This is a genomic window from Nitratireductor sp. ZSWI3 (assembly GCF_024655565.1).
In the GTDB taxonomy this organism is placed as follows: Bacteria; Pseudomonadota; Alphaproteobacteria; order Rhizobiales; family Rhizobiaceae; genus Nitratireductor.
Genome location: NZ_JANKOF010000008.1, coordinates 38,206 through 61,774, shown reverse-complemented (window position 1 = coordinate 61,774; position 23,569 = coordinate 38,206). Strand labels below are relative to the sequence as shown.

Here is a 23,569-nt window from a genome sequence, read left to right as displayed (position 1 = left end):
TCATTGCGATCTGGCAAGCCTCAGGCGGCCAGCGCCTCGCCGACCCGTTTGCGCAACTCGCTCAGTGTAAAGGGCTTGTTGACGACACCGGACACGGTTCCTTCCAGTTCCGCCGCCCGCTCGCGCTGATCGGCAAAGCCGGTCATCAGCAGGAGCCGCAGGCTCGGAAACGAGCCGGCCGCCGCCCGCGCCATCTCGATCCCGTCCATCGCCGGCATCCGGATGTCGGACAGAACGAGATCGTAGCCGCCGGATGTCGCGTTGATCTTCTCGAGCCCTTCCAGGCCATCACCCGCCGTTTCCACGGCATGACCGTCGGCGCTGAGGGCGCGCGCGGTGAAGGTTCTCACGGAGTCGTCGTCTTCAACGATCAGAAGCTTTGCCATGGCTTCTTTTCGCCCGATCGGATTACGCTTCGGTAAACGCCGGTGCGCGTCGGCGTCATTTTCAGGCGTCGCCCTTGACCACGCCCACGAAGGGAAGTTCGCGGAAGGCGTGCGCCACGTCCATGCCGTAGCCGACGACGAAATAGTCCGGGCATTCGAACCCGACGAAATCGGCATCGACGGTCGTCTGCCGGCGCGAATGCTTGTCGAGCAGAACGGCTATGGAGACCGACTTCGCCCCCCGCGACAGCATCAGCTCGCGCGTGTATTTGAGCGTCTTTCCCGACTCCAGAATGTCATCGATCAAAAGGATGTCGCGGCCGGTGACATCGTTGTCGATGTCGCGCAGAACCTTGATCGTTCCGCTTTCCGTGCCCGCGCCGTAGCTCGAGATCATGATGAACTCGACCTCGGGTGAAATCCCGACGTCGTGCATCGCGCGGATCAGATCGGCGGCGAAGATGAACGAACCCTTGAGCACCGAAATGACCAGGAGGTCGTCATAGCGACGCGCCGCGATCTCCTTGGCGAGCTCGAGGTTACGTCGGGCGATGGTCGAGGCTGCAAAAAGCACCTCGATCTCCTTGCCGCGCACAACAGGCATCGGGCGAAACTCCCCTGCTACTACAACGATCGGAACGTCACCGAGACTGACTTGACCCCTTCACTAGGCGCGACCAGACGGCTGGAGAAGGGAAAGCGCGTGCCCGGTTCGAGCTGCAGTTCATTTGTCCCCAGAAAATAGCGCGTTGTCGAGCCGTTGTCGGCCAGCACGTCGATCGCCAGACCCGGAACGATGGCCGGCGCGCTGCCGTCGTTCAAGGCAGCCCCGTCGACGATCAGCAGCAGCCGGTCGCCATGCCGCTCCACACGGCTCTGCAGGTCGACGAGCTTCATGGCAGGCATCGGGCGCGAAGCGTCGAGAAGGGGCAGGTCGTGAACGAGGCTGTGCCCGCCGGCAACCCAGAAGGCCGCCAGCACCAGCAAGGCGCCGAACGACCAGAAGAACGGTCCGCCGCGCCGCGGAGCGCGGCGGGAAAGCAGCCCGCCCGCTTGCAGCATGTTCATGCCCGACAGCCCCGCCGGGCGGCCGTGCCGGCCCGTGTTTCTCCAGACGGGATTCCCGCCCCCTTCGGCAACGGTCTCAAAGTCGGCATCGACGATTTCTTCCACCCCCGCATGCGGGCGGACGCGCTCCCGCGCGGCGCGGGGCGTCATGATTTCGCCCGAGACGGGGCGTGCGCTGTCGGTATGTCGCATTGTGTCCGAACCGTGCTTCCGCCATCAGCCCTTCCGGGGTAAACGGAAATGGTTAATGCTTCGCCATCGGACCGATCGGGGCGAACGTTAACTTGCAATTAACCATGCGCGCTGATGGTCTGGCCGGGGTGCGTACAGGCAGCACCAGCCACTCAGAGAACCCAGGTCTTTTCGTGATTCGCTTCGAAAATGTCGGCCATAGATATGGAATGGGACCGGAGATCCTCCGCGACGTCTCGTTCCAACTGCCCGAACGCTCCTTCCAGTTTCTGAGCGGTCCGTCGGGCGCCGGCAAGACGACGCTCCTGCGTCTCCTCTTCATGTCCCTGAAGCCGACACGCGGGCTGATCACCATCTTCGGAAAAGACCGCTCGAAGATCACCCGCACCGAACTGCCGCTCCTGCGCCGCAACATCGGCGTGGTGTTCCAGGATTTCCGCCTCCTCGACCACCTCACCACCTACGAGAATGTCGCGCTGCCGCTGCGCGTGCGCGGGCGCGAGGAGGCGAGCTATCGCGCCGACGTGATCGAACTCCTGAAATGGGTCGGCCTCGGCGAACGCATGCATGTCTTGCCGCCGATCCTGTCGGGCGGCGAGAAGCAGCGCGCGGCGATCGCCCGCGCCCTCATCGAGCAGCCGCGCATCCTGCTTGCCGACGAGCCGACCGGCAACGTTGACCCGCAGCTCGCCCGCCGCCTGCTGCGGCTGCTGATCGAGCTCAATCGACTGGGCACCGCCGTCGTCATCGCCACCCATGACCTCGGCTTGATGGATCAGGTGGATGCGCGCCGCATGGTGCTTTCGGCCGGGAGGCTGGAAATCTATGACTGACGCAAGCAGCATCCTTAAGAATCTCGGCAGGAACCTCAGCGCCCATATCGGCCCCGGGATGCGCGGCTCGATCGCCAAGAAGCCGATGCCGATCGTCCCGTCCGACAACGTCGCCGGGCGGACCATGGTCCTCGTCATCGCCATCATGACCTTCCTGTCCTGCCTCACGCTCGGCGCGGTGACCCTGGTGCGCGACACGGCCGCCACATGGCAGACGCAGATCGCCCGCGAGGCGACCATCCAGATCAAGCCCGAGGAAGGGCTGGACATGCCCGATGCCCTGGCCAGGGCGCGCGATATCGCCATCGGCTACAACGGCGTGACCGGCGCAAGCATCGTCGATGCGGCGGCCACGGCCCGCCTTCTGGAACCCTGGCTGGGCACCGGTCTCGATATCGAATCGCTTCCCGTGCCGCGCCTCGTCATCGTCACGCTCGACCCGGCCTCGCGTCCGGACTTCGCCGCCATGCGCAACGAGATCCAGGAGGCCGTACCCAATGCGACGCTGGACGATCACCGGACCTGGGTCGACCGACTGGTCGCCATGGCGCGCACCACGGTCACCATCGGCATGGCAGTGCTGGCGCTGATGCTGTCGGCAACGGCGCTGACGGTCATCTTTGCCACGCGCGGCGCCATGGCCGGCAACGGCCACATCATCGAGGTGCTCCATTTCGTCGGTGCCGAGGCATCCTTCATCGCCTCGCAGTTTCGCCGCCATTTCCTGCTCGCCGGCATGAAGGGGGCCGCCGCCGGCGGGCTGGGCGCGATCATCGTCTTCATCGGCTTCTACTGGTGGTCCTCCCGCAACATGGCGACGCCGGAGGCCGACCAGGCCACGGCGCTGTTCGGCAATTTTGCGATCGGCCCTTCCGGCTATCTGGGCGTGGCGGTCGTGGTGGTCCTGATCGCCGCGCTGACCGCCACCACGTCCCATGTGACCGTGCTGTCCTATCTCAAGACCGTCGACGCAACCCACCCCGACGGCATGTAGGGCGGGTCGGCGGATTTTTCTCCACCGCCGCTCCCACGACAGACTATCCATTGCCGCATTTTGTCGCTAACCATCCGCCCATGAAGCACCAAACCCAGCCAGGTCGTAAAAGCCGGGGCTCTCGCCGCAGGCGATCCCGCCCCGGCACGGCCTTACGTCTGGTCCTGCTGCTGCCCATGCTGGCGATCGTCGCCTTCATCGCCGGGTTCGGCCTGTTCGCCGATCCGGCTATCTGGGCGTGGCGGTCGTGGTGGTCCTGATCGCCGCGCTGACCGCCACCACGTCCCATGTGACCGTGCTGTCCTATCTCAAGACCGTCGACGCAACCCACCCCGACGGCATGTAGGGCGGGTCGGCGGATTTTTCTCCACCGCCGCTCCCACGACAGACTATCCATTGCCGCATTTTGTCGCTAACCATCCGCCCATGAAGCACCAAACCCAGCCAGGTCGTAAAAGCCGGGGCTCTCGCCGCAGGCGATCCCGCCCCGGCACGGCCTTACGTCTGGTCCTGCTGCTGCCCATGCTGGCGATCGTCGCCTTCATCGCCGGGTTCGGCCTGTTCGCCGATCATGTGGGCCACCTGGCCGTCTCGACCGATCTCGAGGACGCCGACGGCATCATCGTGCTCACCGGCGGCCAGTCGCGCATCGACGCGGCGGTCGGTCTGTTGAAGGCCGGCAAGGGAAAGCGGCTCCTCATCAGCGGCGTCAATCCCATCGCGCGGGCCGACGACCTGCGGGTCGCGACGGGTGGCGACGCCACGCTTTTCGAATGCTGCGTGGACATCGACCATGCGGCCATGGACACGATCGGCAATGCCGAGGAAAGCGCGAAATGGGTCAGTGCCAACGCCTATAGCAGCGTCATCCTAGTGACCAACAACTATCACATGCCGCGCAGCCTCCTGGAAATGCGGCGCATCCTGCCGACGGCCAGGCTGCAGCCTTATCCCGTGGTCAACACGCCGCTCGAGGATGGCGCCTGGCTCGCCAAGCCCGACGCGCTGCGCGTCCTCGTCACCGAGTACACGAAATATGTCGGCGCGCTGATGCGCGGCATCATACCCCTGCCCCGGCAGGGAACCCACGCCAACATCGCCAATGCCGGCGCCGCGGCGGGCCCCAAACCCTAGATCGCGATGATATTGGATTGAATCCATCCAATATCATCGCGATCGATTCCAAAAGCTGGAGCGGGATGTGGGCGGAAAGCCGCTTTGTCTTCCATCTCCCTTGGTATAAGAGCCTCACCTGACAGCAACGGGCTTCTTTCATGCTCATTCTCCGCTCCGCCATTTTCAACATCCTGTTCTATCTGAACCTGATCGTTCAGATGCTGTTTTGGACACCGCTCTTCTTTCTGCTGCCGCGCAAGAAGGCCTGGTTCGTGCCGAAATTCTGGGCGGCTTCCAGCCTCTGGCTGCAGCGCGTCGTCACCGGCGGCCGGAGCGAGATCTCGGGTATCGAGAACCTGCCCGACGGGCCCTGCATCATCGCCCCCAAGCACCAGTCCTTCTGGGACACGATCGCCTTCCTGCCCTACATCCCCGACGCCCTCTACATCCTCAAGCGCGAGCTGATGTGGATCCCCTTCTTCGGCTGGTATGTGGCCAAGATGCGCATGATCCCGATCGACCGCGGCAGCCGCGCCAAGGCGCTGAAGCAGGCCGTCAAGACGGCACGGGTGCTGATGAAGGAGGGGCGTCAGCTCATCATCTATCCGGAGGGCACGCGCCGGCCGCCCGGCGCCGAACCGTCCTACAAATACGGTATCGTCGAGCTTTATTCCCAACTCGGCGTCCCGGTGGTGCCGGTGGCGCATGCGGCGGGCCTTTTCTGGCCGCGGCGCAAGTTCCTGCGCCATCCGGGCGTGATCCGTGCCCGTTTCCTGCCACCCATCGAGCCCGGCCTGCCGCGCGACGTCTTTCAGGAACGCCTCGTCCGCGAGACGGAAGAGGCGTGCGACGCGATGCTGGTGGAGGCGGCCACGGCCGAGAACGCGCCGCCGCTGCCCGAAACGGCGCGCAAGCGGCTCATTGAGCTCGGAGCCATCGGCCCGGGAGTTTAAACGCCAGCAACGCCGATCCGTGCCGCCACCGCTTCCAGCCAGTGATCGCGGATGCCGAGCGCCTTCAGGTGCTCGATCGTGTTGAGCACGTAGTCTTCGTTCCGTCCCGACTGGCCGACCGAGCCGTTCACCCGTTCCGCCGCGTGCTCGACATCGATGCCGCCGGCATATTGCCCATGCGCCCGGTCCACGACATAGGCCAGCGCTCCGACCTGCCGACCGCCTTCGAGACGGATGCCGACCTGGCGTTCGAGATAAACGTTGGTGACCAGCTCCCGCTCGCGCAGATAGTCCACCACTTCGTCTCTCAGTTCCGCCGGCACCCGGAACGCCAGGCCGAGGCACGAGCCGCCGCGGTCGAGCCCCAGCACGAGGCCCGGCCGATCCGGTGTGCCGCGATGCACGTGTGAATAGACACAGAGCGCGCGCCGGTATCCATGCAGCCGCGCCTTGCAGGTTTCCACATGGGCGAAACCTGGCCGCCACATCAGTGACCCGTAGCCAAAGACCCAAAAATCGTCCATATCGCCTGCCTGTATCAAGCTGCCTGACCCCAGGCGACCGGGTTAACCGGAGGACCCGATGCCGTCAAGAAAACGCACCAAACGCAGCTATAGCCGGCGCTTCTTTTGGCTTGCGGCGCTGATCGTCCTGGCCGTGGCGGCCTATACCGGCGGCTGGCTCTACGCCGCAAACCTGCTTGAAACGCGAACCACCGCCCTGGTCGACAGGCTCAACGGCAGCCAGCGGCGCGCCAATTGCGAAGAACCGGCCGCGCGCGGCTATCCCTTCCGCATCGGCCTGTTCTGCCGCAGCCTCTTCTACGAGGATGGCGAGCACGGCATCTCGCTCAGCGCCGGCGCCTTCCGGTCCGCAGCGCAGATCTATCAGCCGCTGCACACCGTGGGCGAGCTCGACGGCCCCGCCCGCATCGCCCTGCCGTTTCTGCCCGCCCTCCAGGCGACCTGGGAAAACATGCGCATGAGCGCGCGCCTCACAAGCGATCTGCCGCAGCGGATATCGAGCGAGGCGGACAAGGTGGTCGTCACGCTCGAAGAGGCCACGGACAAACCCGTTGCCGCCGCCGATGTCATGCAGGCGCACACCCGCCGCAACGGTCAGGATCTGGACCTGGCGGTGATCATGAACCGGCTCTCGCTCGACAGAACCGTCACCGGCGACGTTTCGGTCCCGCCGCTCGACGGCGAGTTGCTCATCAGCATCGAGGACGGCGTCATGCTTCTCACCGAAGGGTCGTCGCCTCAATTGCGTGGCCGCTCGGGCACGATCCAGAATCTGACGCTGAGAGCCACCGACGGCAACGCCGCGATGACCGTCAAGGGCCCGGTCGAGATCGGCCATGACGGTCTCGTCAACGCACGGCTCAACGTCACCCTGACCGAGCCGCAGTCTATTGCCCGCCTGGCGGGGGAAGCTTTTCCGGAACAGCGCGACCAGATCAACGCCGTGATGTCGGGCCTCTCCAGCCTCGGCTCGGCGCCAACCCTGCCGGTGAACATCCGCCAGGGCCGGATCTTCGTCGGCTTCCTGCCGCTCGGGAAAATACCGCCCGTCAAGTAGGTCTACGGCTTCTCCGGGTGAGCCAGCGCGTGACGGCCGAAATCCGGCACGTCGATGTCCTGGCCGGCCTCGATGATCGAGCGGCGGATGGCGCGCGTTCGCGTGAACATCTCGAACAGCTTCTCGCCGTCGCCCCAGCGGATCGCCCTTTGCAACGCCGACAGGTCTTCGGAGAACCGCGCCAGCATTTCCAGGATCGCCTCGCTGTTGTGCAGGCAGACGTCGCGCCACATGGTCGGATCGGACGCCGCCAGGCGCGTGAAGTCGCGGAAGCCGGAAGCCGAGTATTTGATGACCTCGGACTTCGTCACGGCTTCCAGGTCGTCCGCCGTGCCGACGATGTTGTAGGCGATGATGTGCGGCAGATGCGAGACGATGGCGAGCACCATGTCGTGATGGCCGGGATCCATCCTGTCCACCATCGCGCCGCAGCGTTCCCAGAACGTCGTGAGGCGCGCAAGCGCCTCGGCGTCCGTTCCTTCGGGCGGCGTCAGGATGCACCAGCGCCCCTCGAAGAGTTCGGCGAAACCTGCGTCGGGGCCGGAATCTTCCGTTCCGGCGATGGGGTGGCCGGGAATGAAGTGGACGGTGTCCGGCAGGTGCGGCTGCATCTGCGCGATCACCGACGCCTTGGTCGAGCCGACATCGGTGACGATGGCCCCCGGCTTCAGTGCCGGCGCGATCGCTTCCGCCACCGCGCCCGAGGCGCCGACCGGCACCGAGACGATCACCAGATCGGCATCGCGCACGGCCTCCGCCGCGTCCGCCGCATAGCGGTCGCCCAGTTCCAGCACGCGCACGCGATCGAGGGTCTTCTTGCTGCGCGATGAGATCGCCAATTCGCCGGCCAGCCCCTCGCGGCGGATGACCCGTGCGAGCGACGAGCCGATCAGGCCGATGCCGACCAGCGCGACCTTGTCAAAAAGAGGTTCGGACACGGTTCAGCTTTCCATGAATTCCGCAAGAGCGGCGATGACGCCGCGATTGGCCTCCTCGGTGCCGACACTGAGGCGCAGGGCATTCGGATAGCCATAGGGCACGACGCGGCGCAGCACATAGCCCCGCGCGCCCAGGAACACGTCCGCATCCTCAGCCGACTTGCCGCCGTTCTCGGGGAAATGGATCAGCAGGAAATTGCCGACGCTCGGCGTCACCCTGAGGCCCAGCTTCGACAATTCATGGGTCAGCCACGAAAGCCATTTTTCATTGTGCTCGACGGCCTTCTGGACATGCGCCTTGTCGCGGATGGCCGCGGCACCCGCCTCGATGGCGAGCGCGTTGACGTTGAACGGACCGCGCACGCGGTTGACCGCGTCGATCACATGGGCCGGGGCGTACATCCAGCCGATGCGCATCGCCGCAAGGCCATGGATCTTCGAGAAGGTGCGCGTCATCACGACGTTGTCGCTCGAGGACACCAGCTCGATGCCGGCCTCATAGTCGTTGCGCCGCACATATTCGGCATAGGCCGCATCGAGCACCAGGAGCACGTCCTTCGGCAAACCGGCCTGCAGGCGCCGCACCTCGTCGACCGGCAGATAGGTGCCGGTCGGATTGTTGGGGTTGGCGAGGAAGACGATGCGCGTCCTCGGGGTGACCGCGGCGAGGATGGCATCGACATCGGCACGCTCGTCGGTCTCCTTCACCACGACAGGCTTGCCGCCGGCGGCAAGGATCTGGATGCGATAGACCAGGAAGCCGTGCTCGGTGAAGATGCCCTCGTCGCCCGGCCTGACATAGGTCTGCGCCAGAAGGCCGAGGAGTTCGTCGGAGCCGTTGGAACAGAGAATATTCGCCGGGTTCAGGCCATGCGCCTCGGCGATGGCGCCGCGCAGCTTGGTCGCCGAGCCGTCCGGATAGAGCGCCAGATGGTCCGTTGCGTGGGAGATCGCCTCGAGCGCCTTCGGCGACGGGCCGAGGGGCGATTCGTTGGAGGAGAGCTTCCACACTTTCACCGCGCCGGGCGCGCTTTCGCGGCCGGGCACATAGGCGGCGATATCCATGACGCCGGGCTTCGGTTCTGGACGGACGGACGTGCTCATCGAAATGTCCTGTGTTGGGAAGAACGCTGAACGGATTTCAAATCTGGCCGGGAGTCCAAAGTCAACTCGCAAGGCCGCCGGTTGCTTTAGACCAAGACGGCGATTGACGCAAAGAGAACCCCGTCCTAAAAACGCAGCTTGATCCGTGGTGATTTGGCCGGTCGGCTTGCAGCCACGTAAAACAACTCGCTAAAAGGCCGAGCGAAGCAAAGTTTGCGGAGACCGGTCGCGATTTCGCCGCCGGTCTTTTTTGTTTTGGAGTTCACGCAGATGCCGATCAAGATTCCCGATCAGCTTCCCGCCCGCGACATACTCGCGCGTGAGGGCGTATCCGTCATGGACGAGCGCACGGCGCTGCGCCAGGACGTCCGCCCCCTGCAGATCGGGCTTCTGAACCTCATGCCGAACAAGATCCGCACGGAAACGCAGTTCGCCCGCCTGATCGGCGCCACGCCCCTCCAGGTGGAACTGACGCTGGTGCGCATCGGCAACCACAAGCCCAAGAACACGCCTGAAGAGCACCTGATCACCTTCTACCAGACCTGGGATGAAGTCAGGTCGCGCAAGTTCGACGGCTTCATCATCACCGGCGCGCCGGTGGAGCTCCTGTCGTTCGAGGACGTCACCTACTGGAAGGAGCTCGAGCAGATCTTCGACTGGACCACCACCAACGTCCATTCCTCCCACTTCATCTGCTGGGGAGCGATGGCGGCTGCCTGGCATTTTCACCGGATTCCGAAGCACACGTTGGAGAAGAAGGCCTTCGGCGTCTACCGGCACCACAACAACAATCCCGCTTCGCCCTATCTTGCCGGCTTCTCGGACGATTTCGCCATTCCCGTGTCGCGCTGGACCGAGGTGCGGGCCGCCGATGTTTCTCCCCAAAGCGGTCTCGACGTGCTGATGGAGTCCGATCAGGTCGGGCTGTGCCTGCTGACCGAGGCGACCGGCAACCGGCTCTACATGTTCAACCACATCGAGTACGATTCCACCTCGCTCAAGGAAGAGTACGACCGCGACATCGCCGCCGGCGTGCCGATGGATCTGCCTCACGAATATTATCCGAAGGATGACCCGAGCCGCCCGCCGCTCAACCGCTGGCGTTCGCATGCCCATCTGCTCTTCGGCAACTGGATCAACCAGGTCTACCAGACCACGCCCTACGAGCTGGAGCGGATCGGCGAGGACGCCTACAGCGCTGTGCGTCCATTTGGACGCACAAAAGACGCTGTAAGACCTTGAATCTGCGCATCGTGCTTTCCGAAAATCGATTGCGATTTTCGGGCCGATGCGCTGACCTCAGCCGCGCAGCAGAGCCTCGGCGTCGCGCATCAGCTTCGCCGTCAGTTCCGCCGCCGGCATCGGTGCGGCGAGCGGTGCGGCCTGGCCTGCCCAGAGCGGCGAGAAATCGCCGAGGCCGGCGGTCTCGGCCGCCGTGCGCAGAGGCCCGACAGCCGCCGTGGCGAGCGGAAATTCCGGCGCCGCAGCGCTCATCGGCCCGACCTCCGCGACAAGGCGGTTGAGAAGCCCGCGTGCCGGACGGCCGGTAAAGACGTTGGTGAGCACGGTGCGATCGTCGCGCGCCTTCGCCAGCGCCGCGCGGTGGACGGCGCTCGTCAGCGCCTCCGGCGTCTGCAGATAGGCCGTGCCCACCTGCACCGCCGAGGCCCCGAGCATGAAGCAGGCGGCAACGCCGCGCCCGTCGGCGATGCCGCCGGCGGCGATCACCGGCACCGATACCGCATCGGCCACCTGCGGAACCAGCGCCAGCGTGCCGGGCTGCGTGGCGATGCCCTCTTCCAGGAACACGCCGCGATGTCCGCCGGCCTCGGCGCCCTGTGCGATGATCGCATCGCAACCGCGCTCCTCCAGATAGCGCGCTTCGGCGACGGTGGTGGCCGACGCGATGATCCTGGCGCCGGCAGCGTGCACGCGCTGCATCAGCGCCTCTTCCGGCAAGCCGAAATGGAAGCTGACCACCTCCGGGCGAAGCTCCTCCACGAGCGCACAGCTTTCCGCGCCGAAGGGCGTGCGACCGGCGCCGGGAGGTGCCGCATCCGGATCCAGTCCGAACTCGGAATAGTAGGGCCTCAGTCGCGTGCGCCAGGCCGCCTCGCGCTCGGCGTCCGGTATCGGAGGCAGATGGCAGAAGAAGTTGAGGTTGATGGGCCTGCCGCTGCGCTGGCGGATAAGGTTCATCTCGGCGCGAATGTCCTGCGGCGAAAGCATCGCGCATGGCAGCGAACCGAGGCCGCCTGCCTCGCCGACGGCGATGGCGAGCTCGGAGCCTCCCGAGCCCGCCATCGGCGCAAGCAGGACGGGCAGGTCGATGCCGAAGAGGGTCGTGATGCGCTTGTCGGGGATCATGCTCGTTGTCCTCCATCGATGTGCCGCCTGGCGCGGGCGCGCGTGACGCCCTGCGGCGTCAGCACCGGCACGAAGACGCGGCGCGAGGCACGGGCGGCCACCGGCAGGCCCTGGTAGAGCCGTTTCTCAGCTTCCACCACGAGGACGCCGGCGAAAATCGGCCAGAAGCGCCGCCCCGCCTGCTCCAGGAGCTGATGCAGGCGCAGGATGAAACGGCGCTCCGAGGGTGGAAAGTGAAGCGCCTCGCTCCAGGCGGTCGCCGTGAAGTTGGCCTCGCGCAGCGCCTCGGCGAGCTGTACCCGCGAAAAGGGCCGACCGGTGCCGAAGGGCGTGTGCTCGAAGCGCGCCCACATGCCGCGCCGGTTGGGCACGGCGATCACCAGCCGCCCGCCGGGCGCCAGCACGCGCCACACTTCGAGCAGCGTCTGCTGCGGGTTTTCCGCGTGCTCGAGCGAATGGACCATCAGAACCCGGTCGACCGAAGAATCGGGCAGCGGCAGTTCCTCCTCGAACACCAGCGCCGTGGCGCAGGCCCCCGCCGCCGGCCAGCTGACCGCCCCCTGTGCCGCCGGCATGAAGGCGAAGCTGCGCTCGGCATCGGCGCCGAAACGGTCGAGCCACGGCAGCGTGTAGCCAAGCCCGACGAGCCGCTCGCTGGTGCCCGTCGACCAGATGGAGGACAGCGCCATCGCGATCGACCGCTCGGCGAGCCGTCCGAGCAGCGATGAATAGAAGGCCCTGAGCGCGACGATGTCCGAAATCATGCGTCAGACGGTACCCGCCGCCGGGCGGCCTCGCAACAATTGTCGCGCCGCCGATGCGTGACAAGCCGCCGCTGCCGCCCTATCGTCGCGCCCGACAATGGAGATGTGCCAATGGCCCTTGAGATCGAGCAGTTCATGTGCCGAAGCGACAATTTCGGCATCCTGATCCACGATGCGGAGACCGGCGAGACCGCCCTCATCGACGCTCCGGAGGAGCGGGCGATCCTCGAAGCCGTCGAGCGGACGGGCTGGCGGCCGACCATGATCCTGACCACCCATCACCACCCCGATCACGTGGAGGCCAATCTGGCGCTGAAGGAACGCTTCGGCCTGGCGATCGTCGGTCCGGCGGCCGAGGCGCCGCGCATCCCCGGCATCGACAGAAAGGTTCGGGAAGGTGACACGGTGCGCGTCGGACGGCAGGAGGCGCGGGTGATCGAGACGCCGGGCCACACGGCCGGCCATGTCAGCTACCATTTCGCCGATGCCGGCGTGGCGTTTACCGCCGACACGCTGTTCTCGCTCGGCTGCGGGCGGCTGTTCGAATGCAAGCCGCCGGTGATGCTCGCCTCGCTCCGGAAGCTCGCCGCCCTGCCGCTCGATACCGTGATCCATTGCGGCCATGAGTACACCGAGGCCAATGCGCGCTTCGCCCTGTCGATCGATCCGACCAACTCGGCGCTGAAGGAGCGGGCCGCCAAGGTCTCCCGCCTGCGCGCCGAGGGCAAGCCGACCCTGCCCACCACACTGGCCGCCGAAATGGCGACCAATCCCTTCCTGCGCTGGCACGATCCCGTCATCCGCCGCAACCTCGGCATGGAGAACGCCTCGGATGAGGCCGTCTTCACCGAAATCCGCAAGCGGAAGGACATTTTCTAGATCGGTTCATCGTTTCATGGAAACGCTGTCCCGATCTATCTTCTTTGTTTTTCCGCATTTATGCGGTCGTCAGGTGATTCCACCTGACTGCAAAATGCTCTAGAGCGCGGGCCGGAACCGGAAAACGTCCTAGGCGGCCTCGCCGGCCCGCTTGCGGTTCGGCTTCAGGATCATGTTCTTGGCGGCCAGCGCGGCACCGAAGGTGATGAGCAGGCAAGCGGCGATGATGGTGGCGGTGGGCTGCGCGGCACCGGCGGCGATCAGGATCAGCGTCGACAGGAGCGGCGCGGCATAGCTCGAGGCGCCCAGCACCTGGATGTTGCCGCGCTTGACGCCGTAGTCCCATGCATAGAACGCCGCTCCCACCGGCATCAGCCCGAGACCGAGAACGGCCAGCCACTCGCCCGGCGCGGCCGGCCAGACCGTCTGCTCAAGCGCCAGATGGCAAAGCGCCGACAGGACCGCCGTCGCCAGGCAGAACCAGGTCACCGTCGAGGTGGGCACCGCCTGGAAGCGGCGCGACAGGAGCGAATAGCCCGACCAGAACAGCGCGCAGACGCCGGCCATCGCGTAACCCAGCGCATAGCGGCTCTCGAAGGTGAAGCCGCCGCCCTTGGTGATGATCAGCGCCGTGCCGGCGAGCCCCAGAAGCGCGCCGGCGATGTGATGCCAGCCAAGCCGCTCGCCCGGCATCAACGCGGAGCCCAGCACGATCAGCAGCGGCCACAGATAGGCGATCAGGCTCGCCTCCACCGCCGGCGCGTTGCGCAGCGCCGTGAAATAGAAGAAGTGATAGCCGAACAGGCCGGCAATGCCGATGAGCCAGACCACCGGCGGGATCGGGCCGGCCTTCTCGCGCGGCGGGGCGACCAGCCGCATGGCAAGCCCGATCAGCGTCGCCACGGAAAAGGCCAGCGCGGAAAGCTGGAACGGCGGCACGGCGCCGGAAGCGGAGGTGAAGAGCGCCAAGAGCGCCCACATCACGACGGCTGAAAATCCGATCAAGGTGGCGCGCGCCAAGCTTCCCCTCCCGGCGCTATGGCGCCTCGACCCGTTTGCTTCCGAACATTTGTGCGACGCCGGAGTGAACCACCCGGCTGCAAATGCTGTTTTTGCCGCATTTGTGCGAGGCCGGGTGAGCCACCCGGCTGCAAAATGCTAGTTCACCGGCTGGCCGCTCACATGCACCGTGCCGATCTTGGTGCCGATCAGCGCCTCGACCGGCGTATGATGCCCCTTGGCGCCCAACGGCGTGAAGGCAACCAATATACGAGCCTTCTCGCGCAGGAAAGTGATGGTCGAGCGCCCCTCGCGATAACCGGAGACCGGCAGCACGCGCACCTTGCAGGTGACGGCGGCGCCGCGGATCTGCTCATTTTGCCCGGCGGGGCTGAAAACGATGTCGGCGCGCATCTCGCCGTCGAACACCTTGAAGCGGCGGTTGCACACCTCCGCGGCGCTCTCCACCGGCGACAGCAGCGCCGACAGAGGGTCCATCGCATCGGCCAGATCCGCCTTGGTGACGGCCACCCAGTCGTCGCCGCGCTTCTTCGGCCTCGGCGTGACGACGGTCTCGGCGATGCGCCCGCCGCTGAAGCGGATCGCCGTGGTCTCTCGCTTGCCGCCGCTCCTGTAATCGAGCGCATAGGCGGCCGGCACGACCTTGCTCCCGGCAAGCCGCCCCTTGGAGGTGACCGTGCCGTCGGTGCGCTCGAACAGGCGCGCGATGCCGGCGCTGGCAAAACGCCCGGTGACCTCGAAACGGTTCTTGTCGAGGATGCTCGTGAAATCCGCCCGCCCGATCGGCAGGCCGAACAGCGAAGCGTGGTAGCGCAGCCGATAGGTTTCGGCGTGGGCCGGCACCGCCGAGACCAAGAGAAGAAAACCGAGACAAAGGCGATGGCCCGCGTGCCGCATCGATCGCACCTCCAGCAATGGCCGCAAATCCGGCCCCGTCCCTCGCCCCTGTCTAGCTGCAGCAATGCGGCGAATCTTTGGAATATCCTGCGGGATGATTCCCCCCGGGTGCTTGACCATCGTGTCAAATATCTCTATGGAACGGCAACTTTTTCCATAAGGCCGCCAATGATCGACCGCGCGCCGCCAGTTTCAGGTGCGGCAACGGGTTATGGACGGGCCAAGACGATGAAGGTTTGAAGACATGTCCCGCGCTTGCGAATTGACCGGCAAAGCCGTTCTGACCGGCAACAATGTCAGCCACGCGAACAACAAGACGCGGCGTCGCTTCCTGCCGAATCTGTGCCACGTGACGTTGCAGTCCGAGGCCCTCGGCCAGAGCGTGCGCCTGCGCGTCTCCGCCAACGCCCTGCGCTCGGTGGAACATCGCGGCGGCCTCGACGCTTTCCTCGTGAAGGCCAAGACCAACGAATTGTCCCAGCGCGCCCGGCTTTTGAAGAAGCAGGTCGAGAAGAAGCTGGCCGAGCAGCCTGCCGCATAAATAAGGTTCGGCAGCGGCCGCGCGGCCGCCCGGAACGACTTCACGGTACGACATCAGCCCGCCTTCCGGCGGGCTTCTGGTTCCATCACCCAGGATAAAAAAATGAAGCGCTTCTCTGCGATCTGGCCTTTCATGGCCGCCATGGCGGCGATCGTCGTCGCTTCGAACATCCTCGTCCAGTATCCCTTCCGGTATCTCGGCCTCGGCGAGCTCCTCACCTGGGGCGCCTTCACCTATCCGGTCGCCTTCCTGGTCAACGATCTCAGCAACCGCCGCTTCGGTCCGGCCGCGGCGCGGCGCGTCGTGCTGGCGGGCTTCGTGCTGGCCGTGATCCTGTCGATCTGGCTGGCGAGCCCGCGCATCGCGCTCGCCTCCGGCAGCGCCTTCCTCTTCGCGCAGCTGCTCGACGTGGCGGTCTTCGATCGGCTGCGCGGCAGCGCCTGGTGGCGCGCTCCGCTGATCTCCACCCTGATCGGCTCCGTGCTCGACACGGTGCTGTTCTTCTCCATCGCCTTTGCGGCGCGCTTCGCCTTCCTCGATACGGCGCTGGGGCGCGAGGACGGCTCGCTCGCCTTCCCGGTGTCGCTGTTCGGCACCGGCATCGAGGCGCCGCTATGGCTATCGCTGGCGCTCGGCGATTTCGCCGTGAAGGTGCTGATTGGCCTCCTCATGCTAGCGCCCTACGGCGCCCTGCTTTCCGTGCTCAACCCTCGGCAAGCTTCGTCAAAAGCCGCAGGAAAGTCGCCGTCTCGCGCGGCGTGAGCGGCGCCAGCGTTTCTTCGGTCACCTCCAGCGCCTCCGGCAGCAGCGCCTCGACCAGTTCACGGCCCTTCTCGCTCAGGCTGACGACCAGACGCCGGCGGTCCTTGCCGTGCGGCTCGAGCTCGACCAGCCCGCGTGCCTTCAGCCGGTCGATGACGCCCTTGATGGTGGCCGCGTCCATTGCCACCATCTGGCCGAGCTGGTTCTGCGAGGTGGCTCCCACCTCGTGCAGCTTGGCCAGCGCGGCGAATTGCGGCGGGGTGAGATCGCTGATGCGGGCGGCGAAGATCGACAGGTGCCGCTGGTTGGCCTTGCGCAGGATGAAGCCCACCTGCTCCTGCAGGTCGTAGGCATCAGCGGCCCGCCCTCCCGGCAACACCTGAAAAGTCTTGCCGGGCGCCCTCATCTGAGGCCGTCCTCGCCCTTCACGTCTTCGGCCTTGAGGCCGCCCATGCGGGCATGCACCCTGGGGCCGCAGGCCATGGCGAGGACGAACAGGATCTCGTCGGGCCGCGGGCCGTCCGACAGGCCCACCTCCATGGCGTCGAAATGGCTGCGCACATAGGCCGCGTTGATGTGGCCGAGCGGAACGTCGATGCGCGCGCCGAAGGCACCGACCTTCTTCGCCGAGGGCACAATGGCCTTGGAATCGCCGAGCCGCTCGCGCATGGCATAGCCGCCCGGCACGTGCCACAGCGCGCCGTGCTCCAGCTCGCCCGCCGTGCCGACGATGGCGCCCTTGCCGAAACCGTCTATGACGGACGCATCGCCGCCGAGCGCTGCGATGAGGCGGTCGGTCATCTCGAGGCCGAGCGGCTTGAGATCGTCCATGGCGCTTTCGAGCGCATCGACATAGCGACCGGCGAAAGGATTCCTCACCAATGCCATGACGGCCGCCCGGCGGCGCGGCACGGCCGGCGCCGGTCCGCCCTCGTGGCGGATTTCCTCGGTGAGAAGAGCGATCTTGCGCAAGGCGAAGTCAGGCATGATGTCCAATCCTATCGATGAAGCTCTGTGGTGATCGCGGCCGGCCGGTTATGGCGGTGTTCGCATCCATCCCGCAATCCCTCTCGGTGACGAACCCGGCGCCGCCGCACAGGCGGCTTTCGCCCTGCAGGAAGAGCGCGGCGGCCTCGATGAGGCCGCGTTGCCGCATGGCTTCGGCGGCGCAGAGGCCGTTGTCGAGAGCCGCTGCGACCTCCACCGCCGAAAGCGCGCCGACGCCGCGCGTGACGAGGCGGTCGCCGAGATCGCTGTCGGGCGCGAGCTGGCGCGCCGGAACCCGGTCGATGGCCGCATGGCCGGGCAGATCGACGGCGTTGGCGATCAGCGTCGCGGCGGCATCCGCGGCGGCGGCGCTCGCGGCAAGCACGGTCACCGCATCGGCGATGCCGAGCGAGTGGCTGCGCCCGCGCCAGCCGCTGGTGGCGATGCCGCGCACGGGATGGGCGGCGCCGAAGGTCAGCCGGTCGGCAAAACCGTTGCCCGTACCGGCGACGGCAGCCGCAATCGTCTGGCCGGGAGCCAGGTGAAGCGCGATGTCGCCGCCATTGTTGACATAGGCCCGGTCGAGCGCCCGCCCCTCGACCATGGCGGCGAGCACTTCGTCGGCGACGCTGCCGGCCACCGCCGCCATGGGCGTGACAAACAGGGGAAAATGCGGCCGCACCGCCCGCTCCATGCGCCGGGCGGTGGAACCACGGAACGCGTGCGGCCGTGTGTCGACGGGACTGCGCAAGGCGGGAAGCTCCGCCACCAGCTCCTCGAGGATCGTCCGGAAGCGCGCGACGGCCTGCCGATAGGCGGCGCGGCGCTCGTCGTCCGGACCATAGGCCTCGACGATCAGGTCGATCGGCCCGTGATTGAGATGCAGGCGGCGCCCATCGGGGAGCCAGGAGGCGACAGGGCCTGTCATCGGCCGGGCTCGCGGCGCAATTGCTGCAACGGCGGCCAAGGATTGGCGGGAGCCGCCTTTCGCATCTGACGCGCGTTGAAATAGTCTCCGCCCTTTTCCAGCACGTCCGCAACGCTGCGGATCTCGTCGGCATAGCCGCCGAGGCGGATGTAGTCGTCGCGGCGCAGGGTGAATTCGATCGGCGCGACCAGCGCCGGCGTCGGCACGTAGCCGAAGGCGTTGTCGGGCGTCCGCGTGACATCGACCATGATGGTGATGCCGCCGCCGGGCCACACATAGACCGGAGCGCCACCGACGGTGACATAGGTCCTGAGGCCTTGCACCGAGCGCGTCAGATTGACCGGGTTCTCCGTCACGCCGGCCCGCAGGGAGCCGCCTGCCCCGCCCATGAACAGGACGGTGCACAGCGCCGGCTCGCAATTCTCCTCGATCAGCTCGACCGATTTGCGCAGGCGCTCGGGGAAGGGCTTCTTGACCGGCTTCAGCGCCGCGTCGAGCTCGTAATAGGCGAACTGCTCGCCGGTGGTGGAGACCATCAGCAGCGACAGGCCGGGCCGCGCACCCTTCTTCTCGTTGAACTCGCCGAGGATCTGCAGCGGATCGTCGATCGTCGTGCCGCCCCAGCCGAGGCCCGGCTCGGAAACCTTGAAGTAGCGCCCCGGCGTGGAGCGCCGGCCGACGATCTTGATGCCGGTATCGGCCCAGCCGATGACCTTGCCGGCCTGATGCTCGGAGACGACGCCGGTGATGTGGTCGTCGACCACCACCACCTCGTCCACCAGCCCCTTCCATTGGGTGGCGAACATGCCGATGGTCGCCGAGCCGCAGCCGACCCGCATGCGCTCCTCGCGCTTGCCGTCGATGACCGGCGGCCGGCCGGCCTCCACGATGACGGTCGCGCCGCCGTCGATCGTGAGTTCCACCGGCTTCTTGTTGCACAGGTCCATCAGCGCCTGGCAGGTGAGCCGCCCCTCGGCCTTGGAGCCGCCGGTGAGGTGGTGCACGCCGCCGAGCGACAGCATCTGGCTGCCGTATTCGGCAGTCGTGACATGGCCGATCGCCTCGCCGCCGGCACGAACCGCCGCCGCCTCCGGCCCGAGGAAGCGGTCGGTGTCGATCTTCACCTTGACGCCGCAATAGGAGAAGATGCCCTCGGTGACCACGGTGACGAGATCGACGCCCTCCACCTCCTGCGAGACGATGAAGGGGGCGGGCTTGTAGTCCGGATAGGTGGTGCCGGCGCCGACGGCGCTGACGAAGCGGCGCTTCGTGTTGACGAGTTCGCCGTCCCACGGCTCCTCGCCCTCGAACGGCACCAGGGTCCCGCCCTCATCCGCCGCGTGCTCGAGCACCGTCACCGGGTCGCAGCGCGTGATCCTGCCGCCGAAATTGCCGTAGCGGTCGCAGGCGCCGGTGCGGCCCTCGGCGATGTAGCACATCACCGGGCAGGCGTCGCAGCGCAGCTTTTCGCCCGTTTCCCCCTTGCCGGCCGGCTTTTCGGGCGGCGCCACCTCGAAACGTTCGGTCAGTTCGTTCATGCCCGTCGCTCCTCCCTCGCCCGGATTGCCTCGAGAATGCGGCTCGGGGTTGCCGGCACGCGCGTGATCTCGGCGCCGGAGGCATGGCGTATGGCATTGAGGATCGCCGGCGCCGTGGGGATCAGGACATGCTCGCCGAGCCCCTTGGCGCCGAACGGCCCTTCGGCATCCGGCACCTCGATCAGGATGGTCTCGATGGGCGGCACGTCGCCGATCGTCGGGATCAGATAGTCGTGCAGGTTCTCGGTCCGCCCCGGCACATATTCCTCCATCAGCGCCAGGCCGATGCCCTGGGCGATGCCGCCCTCGATCTGCCCTTCGACCAGAAGCGGGTTGATGGCGCGGCCCACATCGTGCGCGGCGGTGATCCGGAGGAGGCGCACGGTGCCGAGTGTCGTGTCGACCTCCAGTTCGACAAGCTGCGCACCGTAGCCATAGACGGCATAGGGCGTGCCCTGCCCCTTTTCGTCCAGCGCCGTGGTCGGCGGATCATAGGTCTCCTCGGCCGAGAAGACATAGCCGCGCGCATCGGGCTCGAGCTCGGCAAGGACGATGCGACGCCGCACCTCGCCCTCACGAACGATGAGAGCGCCGCTTTCGACACTGATGTCGGCCGTGGCCGAGACATTGGCGAAGCGCAGGATGCTCTCGCGCAAGCTCCTGCCCGCCTTTTGCGCCGCCTTGCCGGAAATGAAGGTCTGGCGCGAGGCCGAGGTCTTTCCCGCGTCCGGCGTCAGGGTCGTGTCGCCGCCGATGAGGGTGAAGACGGACAGCGGCAGGCCCGCCGCATCGGCGCAAATCTGCGCGATCACCGTGTTGGAGCCCTGGCCGATATCCACCGCCCCCTGATGCAGCATCACCTTGCCCGATGCCCTGATGCCGACACGGATGGTGGAGGGATTGGGCAGCGCGGTGTTGCCGCAGCCATACCAGCAGGAGGCGATGCCGATGCCGCGCCGGATCTTGCCGTCACGCGCGTTGAACGCCTCGGCTTCGGCCCCGGCGCGCGCCCAGTGGGGCCTGAGGGCCTCGAGGCACTGACGGATGCCGACACCGGAGAGCACCTGGCCGCACGTGGTGCGGTCGCCGTCGACGAGCGCGTTGTCGATGCGGAACGCGAGCCGGTCGCGGCCGAGCTTTTCGGCCAGCCGGTCGTAGAGCACCTCCTGCATGATGGTCGCCTGCGGCACGCCGAAGCCGCGGAAGGCGCCCGAAACCGGCCCGTTGGTGTGGATCGCCCGGCCCGTGGCGCGGTAATGCGGCGTGCGATACGGCCCGGAGGCGTGCACCGGCACGCGGTTCGCCACCGTGGGGCCCCAGCTGGCGTAAGCGCCGGTGTTGAAATCGCCCTCGAACACCATGCCGGTGACACGGCCGTCTGCGTCCGCGCCGATCGTCGCCCGCATGGCGGCCGGATGGCGCTTGGTGGTGGAGCGCATGGAGTCGCCGCGCGTGTAGACGATCGCCGCCGGACGCCCGGTCTTGAGCGCCACGAGGCCGACCAGCGGCTGCAGCGAGACGTCGAGCTTGGAGCCGAAGCCGCCGCCTGTCGCCAGCGGAACGATGCGCACCTTGTCGGGCGGCAGGCCGAGAACCTTGGCCGTGTCGTCGCGGTCCATATAGGGTGCCTGGGTGCATGCCTTGATGACCAGCGTATCGCCCTCCATGGCGGCAAAACCCGCCTCGGGCTCGATATAGGCGTGCTCCACATAGGAGGTCTCGATGTCGCCCGCGACTGTGACATGGGCGTCCCGGATGGCCGCCTCCGGGTCGCCGCACTCGACGAAGCCCCGGGTGAGCTGATTGTTCGCCCGCCCTTCATGCAGGTCGGGGAAACCGTCCCGCCGCGCCTCCGCCGGTGTAAGGGCATGGGGCAGCTCGTGCCAGGCGATGGGGAATTCGGCAAGGTCCAGCGCCTCGATCGCCGTGCGTTCTCCGGCGACGAGCGCCACCGCCTCGCCGCGGAAGCGCACCCTTTCCTCGGCCAGCGCCGGCTGGTCGGCGAAGGGTGGAATGACGCCGAAGCGGTTTTCGCCCGGAATATCGGCCGCCGTGAAGACGGCGACGATGCCGGGATGAGCGGCGACAAAGGTCTGCGTATCGCCGATCTCGAACGTCGCGTGCCAGTGCGGCGAGCGGACCACGGCCACAGAAAGGGCCTCGGCCGGTCGCTCGTCGGCACCGAAGACCTCGCTGCCCGTCACCTTGCGACGCCCGTCGAGCCGGATCGGCGATGCACCGACCGCCGCCCCCTGCCCGACCAGCGCCGCATCGACGGCGACCGAGCGGTTGGCGTTCATCACCGCGTCGATGATCTTGCGGTAGCCGGTGCAGCGGCAGAGCACGCCGCCCAGCGCATCGCGCACCTCCTGCTCGGACGGAGCGGGATTGCGTTCAAGAAGGGCCGTCGCGCTGATCAGGAGACCCGGCGTGCAGATGCCGCACTGGGCCGCGCCGTGACGCAGGAACGATTCCTGCAGGGCGGACAGGCTGCCCTTCGAAAGCCCCTCCACCGTGCGCACCCGGCGGCCCGAAAGGTTTGCCGCCGGCACCAGGCAGGCGCAGACCACCTCACCGTCGACGAGCACGGAACAGGCACCGCAATCGCCCGCATCGCACCCGACCTTGGTGCCCTTGAAGCCCAGCTCGTCGCGCAGCACGGAAGAAAGCCGCTGCAGGGGCGCGACCTCCGCCTCGACCGGATTGCCGTTGACCTCGAAGGACAGTTTGAGGCGCGCGCCGCTCATGCCGCAAGCCCTCCCCGTTCCGCTTCGCCGAGCAGACCGGCGACGGCCCGTTTGACGATCTCGCGCGCCGCCTCGCGCCGATAGGCAGCGCTGCCGCGCACGTCGTCGATGGGGGTGAGTTCGGGAAACCCGTAGGCATCGATCAGCGGCATGAGCGCAGCCGCATCGCCGCCCCGCAGCCGGTCTTCGAGCGCCGAGAGGCGCTGTGCCACGGCGGAGCAGGAACCGACGGCGATGGCGGCCTCGGCGACCCGCCCGCCCTCGAGCACCAGACGCGCTGCCGCCATGGCGATGGAGATCACCAGATAGCGCCGGGCACCGAGCTTGACGAAGCCCGAGCGGCCCGCGGCAGAGGTCTTCGGCACACGGATCGCGGTGACCATCTCATGGGGCTCGCGCGCCGTCTTGCGGTTGCCGAGAACGAAGGATGCCAGCGGCAGGTGGCGGCGGCCGTCGGACGAAGCGAGCTCGACCTCGGCATCGAGCGCCAGGAGCGGCGGCACGCCGTCGGCGGCAGGCGAAGCGTTGCACAGATTGCCGGCCACGGTGCCGGTGTTCTGGATCTGCACGGAGCCGACCTCACGCGCAGCCTCCTTCAGCATGTCGAAGGCGGGTGGCAGCGGCGTGCGGATGACGGTGCTCCAGCTCGTTCGCGCACCAATGAGGATATGCGCGTCGGTCTCGGCGATTCCCTCCAGCATCGAAAGCCCGTTGATGTCCAGCACGTCGTCCTTCAGCGGTCCCGCGCCGAGCGCCGGATAAAAATCCGTGCCGCCGGCAAGTATCGTCCAGCGTTTCGAGCATAAGAGCCCTAACGCCTCCTCCAGTTCGGTCGGTCTGGCATAGTCCATGCTGCGCCTGCCTGCCCTTGATAGCCGTATCGTTCCCTGGGCCCTTCTTGTGCTTGTTCGTCGAGGCCCAAATTCATTCGTGTACAAATGATACGCCGCTTGCGCCGCTTGTCAAAGGGGAAC

General features: G+C 66.7%; 25 protein-coding genes and 1 riboswitch. Of the genes, 9 read left to right on the top strand and 16 right to left on the bottom strand.

The annotated features are described in order from the left end of the window. Window positions 1-20: 20 nt before the first annotated feature. The 3 genes from NUU27_RS04905 to NUU27_RS04895 all read right to left on the bottom strand — a co-directional run bounded on the left by NUU27_RS04905 (window position 21) and on the right by NUU27_RS04895 (window position 1,604). Complete coding sequence (locus NUU27_RS04905; protein WP_257760948.1) at window positions 21-386, bottom strand: response regulator; 366 nt, start codon at window positions 384-386, stop codon at window positions 21-23. A gap of 61 nt (window positions 387-447) precedes the next feature. Then, the gene (gene hpt, locus NUU27_RS04900) at window positions 448-990 is read right to left on the bottom strand and encodes a hypoxanthine phosphoribosyltransferase (RefSeq protein WP_257760947.1); all 543 of its coding nucleotides are present in this window, start codon (window positions 988-990) and stop codon (window positions 448-450) included. A gap of 20 nt (window positions 991-1,010) precedes the next feature. Next, the gene (locus NUU27_RS04895; protein WP_257760946.1) at window positions 1,011-1,604 is read right to left on the bottom strand and encodes a hypothetical protein; all 594 of its coding nucleotides are present in this window, start codon (window positions 1,602-1,604) and stop codon (window positions 1,011-1,013) included. A 215-nt stretch (window positions 1,605-1,819) separates the two neighbouring features. Here NUU27_RS04895 and ftsE point away from each other — a divergent pair, with 215 nt between their 5' ends. The 4 genes from ftsE (at window position 1,820) to NUU27_RS04875 (ending at window position 5,542) form a co-directional block, all read left to right on the top strand. Continuing rightward, window positions 1,820-2,479: a cell division ATP-binding protein FtsE gene (ftsE, locus tag NUU27_RS04890; protein WP_257760945.1), complete on the top strand. Its 660-nt coding sequence runs from the start codon at window positions 1,820-1,822 to the stop codon at window positions 2,477-2,479. Beyond that, the gene (locus NUU27_RS04885) at window positions 2,472-3,473 is read left to right on the top strand and encodes an ABC transporter permease (RefSeq protein ID WP_257760944.1); all 1,002 of its coding nucleotides are present in this window, start codon (window positions 2,472-2,474) and stop codon (window positions 3,471-3,473) included. Before ftsE ends, NUU27_RS04885 begins: the two co-directional genes overlap by 8 nt. Before the next feature lie 522 nt (window positions 3,474-3,995). Then, entirely contained in the window at window positions 3,996-4,607 is a 612-nt protein-coding gene (locus NUU27_RS04880) for a YdcF family protein (protein ID WP_257760943.1), read from the top strand. Between the two features lie 140 nt (window positions 4,608-4,747). Further along, window positions 4,748-5,542 (top strand): 1-acyl-sn-glycerol-3-phosphate acyltransferase, encoded by a 795-nt coding sequence (locus tag NUU27_RS04875; RefSeq protein ID WP_257760942.1) that lies wholly within the window; start codon window positions 4,748-4,750, stop codon window positions 5,540-5,542. On the opposite strand, the gene NUU27_RS04870 is transcribed toward NUU27_RS04875, so the two are convergent. Beyond that, entirely contained in the window at window positions 5,539-6,066 is a 528-nt protein-coding gene (locus tag NUU27_RS04870; RefSeq protein ID WP_257760941.1) for a gamma-glutamylcyclotransferase, read from the bottom strand. The two genes, NUU27_RS04875 and NUU27_RS04870, sit on opposite strands and share 4 nt — an antisense overlap. Window positions 6,067-6,124: 58 nt before the next feature. On the opposite strand from NUU27_RS04870, the gene NUU27_RS04865 reads away from it, so the two are divergent. Continuing rightward, window positions 6,125-7,123: a DUF2125 domain-containing protein gene (locus NUU27_RS04865; protein ID WP_257760940.1), complete on the top strand. Its 999-nt coding sequence runs from the start codon at window positions 6,125-6,127 to the stop codon at window positions 7,121-7,123. Between the two features lie 2 nt (window positions 7,124-7,125). Here NUU27_RS04865 and NUU27_RS04860 read toward each other — a convergent pair whose 3' ends face one another. Together NUU27_RS04860 and hisC are read right to left on the bottom strand one after the other, a co-directional pair. Continuing rightward, window positions 7,126-8,061, bottom strand: coding sequence for a prephenate/arogenate dehydrogenase family protein (locus NUU27_RS04860; protein ID WP_257760939.1), 936 nt, complete (start codon window positions 8,059-8,061; stop codon window positions 7,126-7,128). A gap of 3 nt (window positions 8,062-8,064) precedes the next feature. Next, window positions 8,065-9,165, bottom strand: coding sequence for a histidinol-phosphate transaminase (gene hisC / locus NUU27_RS04855; RefSeq protein ID WP_257760938.1), 1,101 nt, complete (start codon window positions 9,163-9,165; stop codon window positions 8,065-8,067). Window positions 9,166-9,300: 135 nt separating this feature from the next. Continuing rightward, window positions 9,301-9,378, top strand: a riboswitch (SAM riboswitch). 57 nt (window positions 9,379-9,435) lie between these two features. Between hisC and metA the strand changes: the two genes are divergently transcribed. Further along, complete coding sequence (gene metA, locus NUU27_RS04850) at window positions 9,436-10,407, top strand: homoserine O-succinyltransferase (RefSeq protein WP_257760937.1); 972 nt, start codon at window positions 9,436-9,438, stop codon at window positions 10,405-10,407. A 57-nt stretch (window positions 10,408-10,464) separates the two neighbouring features. Here the strand turns inward: metA and NUU27_RS04845 are convergent, their stop codons facing one another. Together NUU27_RS04845 and NUU27_RS04840 are read right to left on the bottom strand one after the other, a co-directional pair. Continuing rightward, complete coding sequence (locus NUU27_RS04845; RefSeq protein WP_257760936.1) at window positions 10,465-11,532, bottom strand: nitronate monooxygenase family protein; 1,068 nt, start codon at window positions 11,530-11,532, stop codon at window positions 10,465-10,467. Further along, window positions 11,529-12,296 carry a class I SAM-dependent methyltransferase gene (locus NUU27_RS04840; RefSeq protein WP_257760935.1) on the bottom strand — a complete coding sequence of 256 codons (768 nt, stop codon included), beginning with the start codon at window positions 12,294-12,296 and terminating at the stop codon, window positions 11,529-11,531. The genes NUU27_RS04845 and NUU27_RS04840 overlap by 4 nt, the downstream gene beginning before the upstream one ends. 111 nt (window positions 12,297-12,407) lie before the next feature. Between NUU27_RS04840 and gloB the strand changes: the two genes are divergently transcribed. Then, window positions 12,408-13,175 (top strand): hydroxyacylglutathione hydrolase, encoded by a 768-nt coding sequence (gloB, locus tag NUU27_RS04835; protein ID WP_257760934.1) that lies wholly within the window; start codon window positions 12,408-12,410, stop codon window positions 13,173-13,175. Window positions 13,176-13,304: 129 nt separating this feature from the next. Here gloB and NUU27_RS04830 read toward each other — a convergent pair whose 3' ends face one another. Beyond that, on the bottom strand, window positions 13,305-14,195 hold the full coding sequence (locus tag NUU27_RS04830; protein WP_257760933.1) for a DMT family transporter: 891 nt from the start codon (window positions 14,193-14,195) through the stop codon (window positions 13,305-13,307). Between the two features lie 138 nt (window positions 14,196-14,333). Then, a complete protein-coding gene (locus tag NUU27_RS04825; protein WP_257760932.1) occupies window positions 14,334-15,092 on the bottom strand; it encodes a DUF3108 domain-containing protein in 759 nt (252 codons plus the stop codon). Window positions 15,093-15,336: 244 nt separating this feature from the next. Between NUU27_RS04825 and rpmB the strand changes: the two genes are divergently transcribed. Continuing rightward, entirely contained in the window at window positions 15,337-15,633 is a 297-nt protein-coding gene (gene rpmB, locus NUU27_RS04820; protein WP_257760931.1) for a 50S ribosomal protein L28, read from the top strand. 102 nt (window positions 15,634-15,735) lie between these two features. Continuing rightward, window positions 15,736-16,395, top strand: coding sequence for a queuosine precursor transporter (locus tag NUU27_RS04815; protein ID WP_257760930.1), 660 nt, complete (start codon window positions 15,736-15,738; stop codon window positions 16,393-16,395). On the opposite strand, the gene NUU27_RS04810 is transcribed toward NUU27_RS04815, so the two are convergent. Genes NUU27_RS04810 through NUU27_RS04785 form a run of 6 tightly spaced genes read right to left on the bottom strand, consistent with a single transcriptional unit; the run spans window position 16,337 to window position 23,446 of the window. Next, window positions 16,337-16,801: a MarR family winged helix-turn-helix transcriptional regulator gene (locus NUU27_RS04810; RefSeq protein ID WP_257760929.1), complete on the bottom strand. Its 465-nt coding sequence runs from the start codon at window positions 16,799-16,801 to the stop codon at window positions 16,337-16,339. The genes NUU27_RS04815 and NUU27_RS04810 overlap by 59 nt on opposite strands. Continuing rightward, the gene (locus tag NUU27_RS04805) at window positions 16,798-17,382 is read right to left on the bottom strand and encodes an amino acid synthesis family protein (RefSeq protein WP_257760928.1); all 585 of its coding nucleotides are present in this window, start codon (window positions 17,380-17,382) and stop codon (window positions 16,798-16,800) included. The genes NUU27_RS04810 and NUU27_RS04805 overlap by 4 nt, the downstream gene beginning before the upstream one ends. Next, entirely contained in the window at window positions 17,375-18,310 is a 936-nt protein-coding gene (locus NUU27_RS04800; protein ID WP_257760927.1) for a UPF0280 family protein, read from the bottom strand. The genes NUU27_RS04805 and NUU27_RS04800 overlap by 8 nt, the downstream gene beginning before the upstream one ends. Beyond that, window positions 18,307-19,848, bottom strand: coding sequence for a 6-hydroxynicotinate reductase (locus tag NUU27_RS04795; protein WP_257760926.1), 1,542 nt, complete (start codon window positions 19,846-19,848; stop codon window positions 18,307-18,309). Before NUU27_RS04795 ends, NUU27_RS04800 begins: the two co-directional genes overlap by 4 nt. Continuing rightward, the gene (locus NUU27_RS04790) at window positions 19,845-22,595 is read right to left on the bottom strand and encodes a molybdopterin-dependent oxidoreductase (protein WP_257760925.1); all 2,751 of its coding nucleotides are present in this window, start codon (window positions 22,593-22,595) and stop codon (window positions 19,845-19,847) included. Before NUU27_RS04790 ends, NUU27_RS04795 begins: the two co-directional genes overlap by 4 nt. Then, window positions 22,592-23,446, bottom strand: a complete 855-nt coding sequence (locus tag NUU27_RS04785; protein ID WP_257760924.1) for a xanthine dehydrogenase family protein subunit M — start codon at window positions 23,444-23,446, stop codon at window positions 22,592-22,594. The genes NUU27_RS04790 and NUU27_RS04785 overlap by 4 nt, the downstream gene beginning before the upstream one ends. Window positions 23,447-23,569: the final 123 nt, after the last annotated feature.

Coding starts and splice junctions, on each gene's coding strand:
- NUU27_RS04905 (WP_257760948.1), bottom strand. CDS start 386: ATGGCAAAGCTTCTGATCGTTGAAGACGACGACTCCGTGAGAACCTTC.
- hpt (WP_257760947.1), bottom strand. CDS start 990: ATGCCTGTTGTGCGCGGCAAGGAGATCGAGGTGCTTTTTGCAGCCTCG.
- NUU27_RS04895 (WP_257760946.1), bottom strand. CDS start 1,604: ATGACGCCCCGCGCCGCGCGGGAGCGCGTCCGCCCGCATGCGGGGGTG.
- NUU27_RS04885 (WP_257760944.1), top strand. CDS start 2,472: ATGACTGACGCAAGCAGCATCCTTAAGAATCTCGGCAGGAACCTCAGC.
- NUU27_RS04880 (WP_257760943.1), top strand. CDS start 3,996: ATGCTGGCGATCGTCGCCTTCATCGCCGGGTTCGGCCTGTTCGCCGAT.
- NUU27_RS04875 (WP_257760942.1), top strand. CDS start 4,748: ATGCTCATTCTCCGCTCCGCCATTTTCAACATCCTGTTCTATCTGAAC.
- NUU27_RS04870 (WP_257760941.1), bottom strand. CDS start 6,066: ATGGACGATTTTTGGGTCTTTGGCTACGGGTCACTGATGTGGCGGCCA.
- NUU27_RS04865 (WP_257760940.1), top strand. CDS start 6,125: ATGCCGTCAAGAAAACGCACCAAACGCAGCTATAGCCGGCGCTTCTTT.
- hisC (WP_257760938.1), bottom strand. CDS start 9,165: ATGAGCACGTCCGTCCGTCCAGAACCGAAGCCCGGCGTCATGGATATC.
- metA (WP_257760937.1), top strand. CDS start 9,436: ATGCCGATCAAGATTCCCGATCAGCTTCCCGCCCGCGACATACTCGCG.
- NUU27_RS04845 (WP_257760936.1), bottom strand. CDS start 11,532: ATGATCCCCGACAAGCGCATCACGACCCTCTTCGGCATCGACCTGCCC.
- NUU27_RS04840 (WP_257760935.1), bottom strand. CDS start 12,296: ATGATTTCGGACATCGTCGCGCTCAGGGCCTTCTATTCATCGCTGCTC.
- gloB (WP_257760934.1), top strand. CDS start 12,408: ATGGCCCTTGAGATCGAGCAGTTCATGTGCCGAAGCGACAATTTCGGC.
- NUU27_RS04825 (WP_257760932.1), bottom strand. CDS start 15,092: ATGCGGCACGCGGGCCATCGCCTTTGTCTCGGTTTTCTTCTCTTGGTC.
- rpmB (WP_257760931.1), top strand. CDS start 15,337: ATGTCCCGCGCTTGCGAATTGACCGGCAAAGCCGTTCTGACCGGCAAC.
- NUU27_RS04815 (WP_257760930.1), top strand. CDS start 15,736: ATGAAGCGCTTCTCTGCGATCTGGCCTTTCATGGCCGCCATGGCGGCG.
- NUU27_RS04810 (WP_257760929.1), bottom strand. CDS start 16,801: ATGAGGGCGCCCGGCAAGACTTTTCAGGTGTTGCCGGGAGGGCGGGCC.
- NUU27_RS04805 (WP_257760928.1), bottom strand. CDS start 17,382: ATGCCTGACTTCGCCTTGCGCAAGATCGCTCTTCTCACCGAGGAAATC.
- NUU27_RS04800 (WP_257760927.1), bottom strand. CDS start 18,310: ATGACAGGCCCTGTCGCCTCCTGGCTCCCCGATGGGCGCCGCCTGCAT.
- NUU27_RS04795 (WP_257760926.1), bottom strand. CDS start 19,848: ATGAACGAACTGACCGAACGTTTCGAGGTGGCGCCGCCCGAAAAGCCG.
- NUU27_RS04790 (WP_257760925.1), bottom strand. CDS start 22,595: ATGAGCGGCGCGCGCCTCAAACTGTCCTTCGAGGTCAACGGCAATCCG.
- NUU27_RS04785 (WP_257760924.1), bottom strand. CDS start 23,446: ATGGACTATGCCAGACCGACCGAACTGGAGGAGGCGTTAGGGCTCTTA.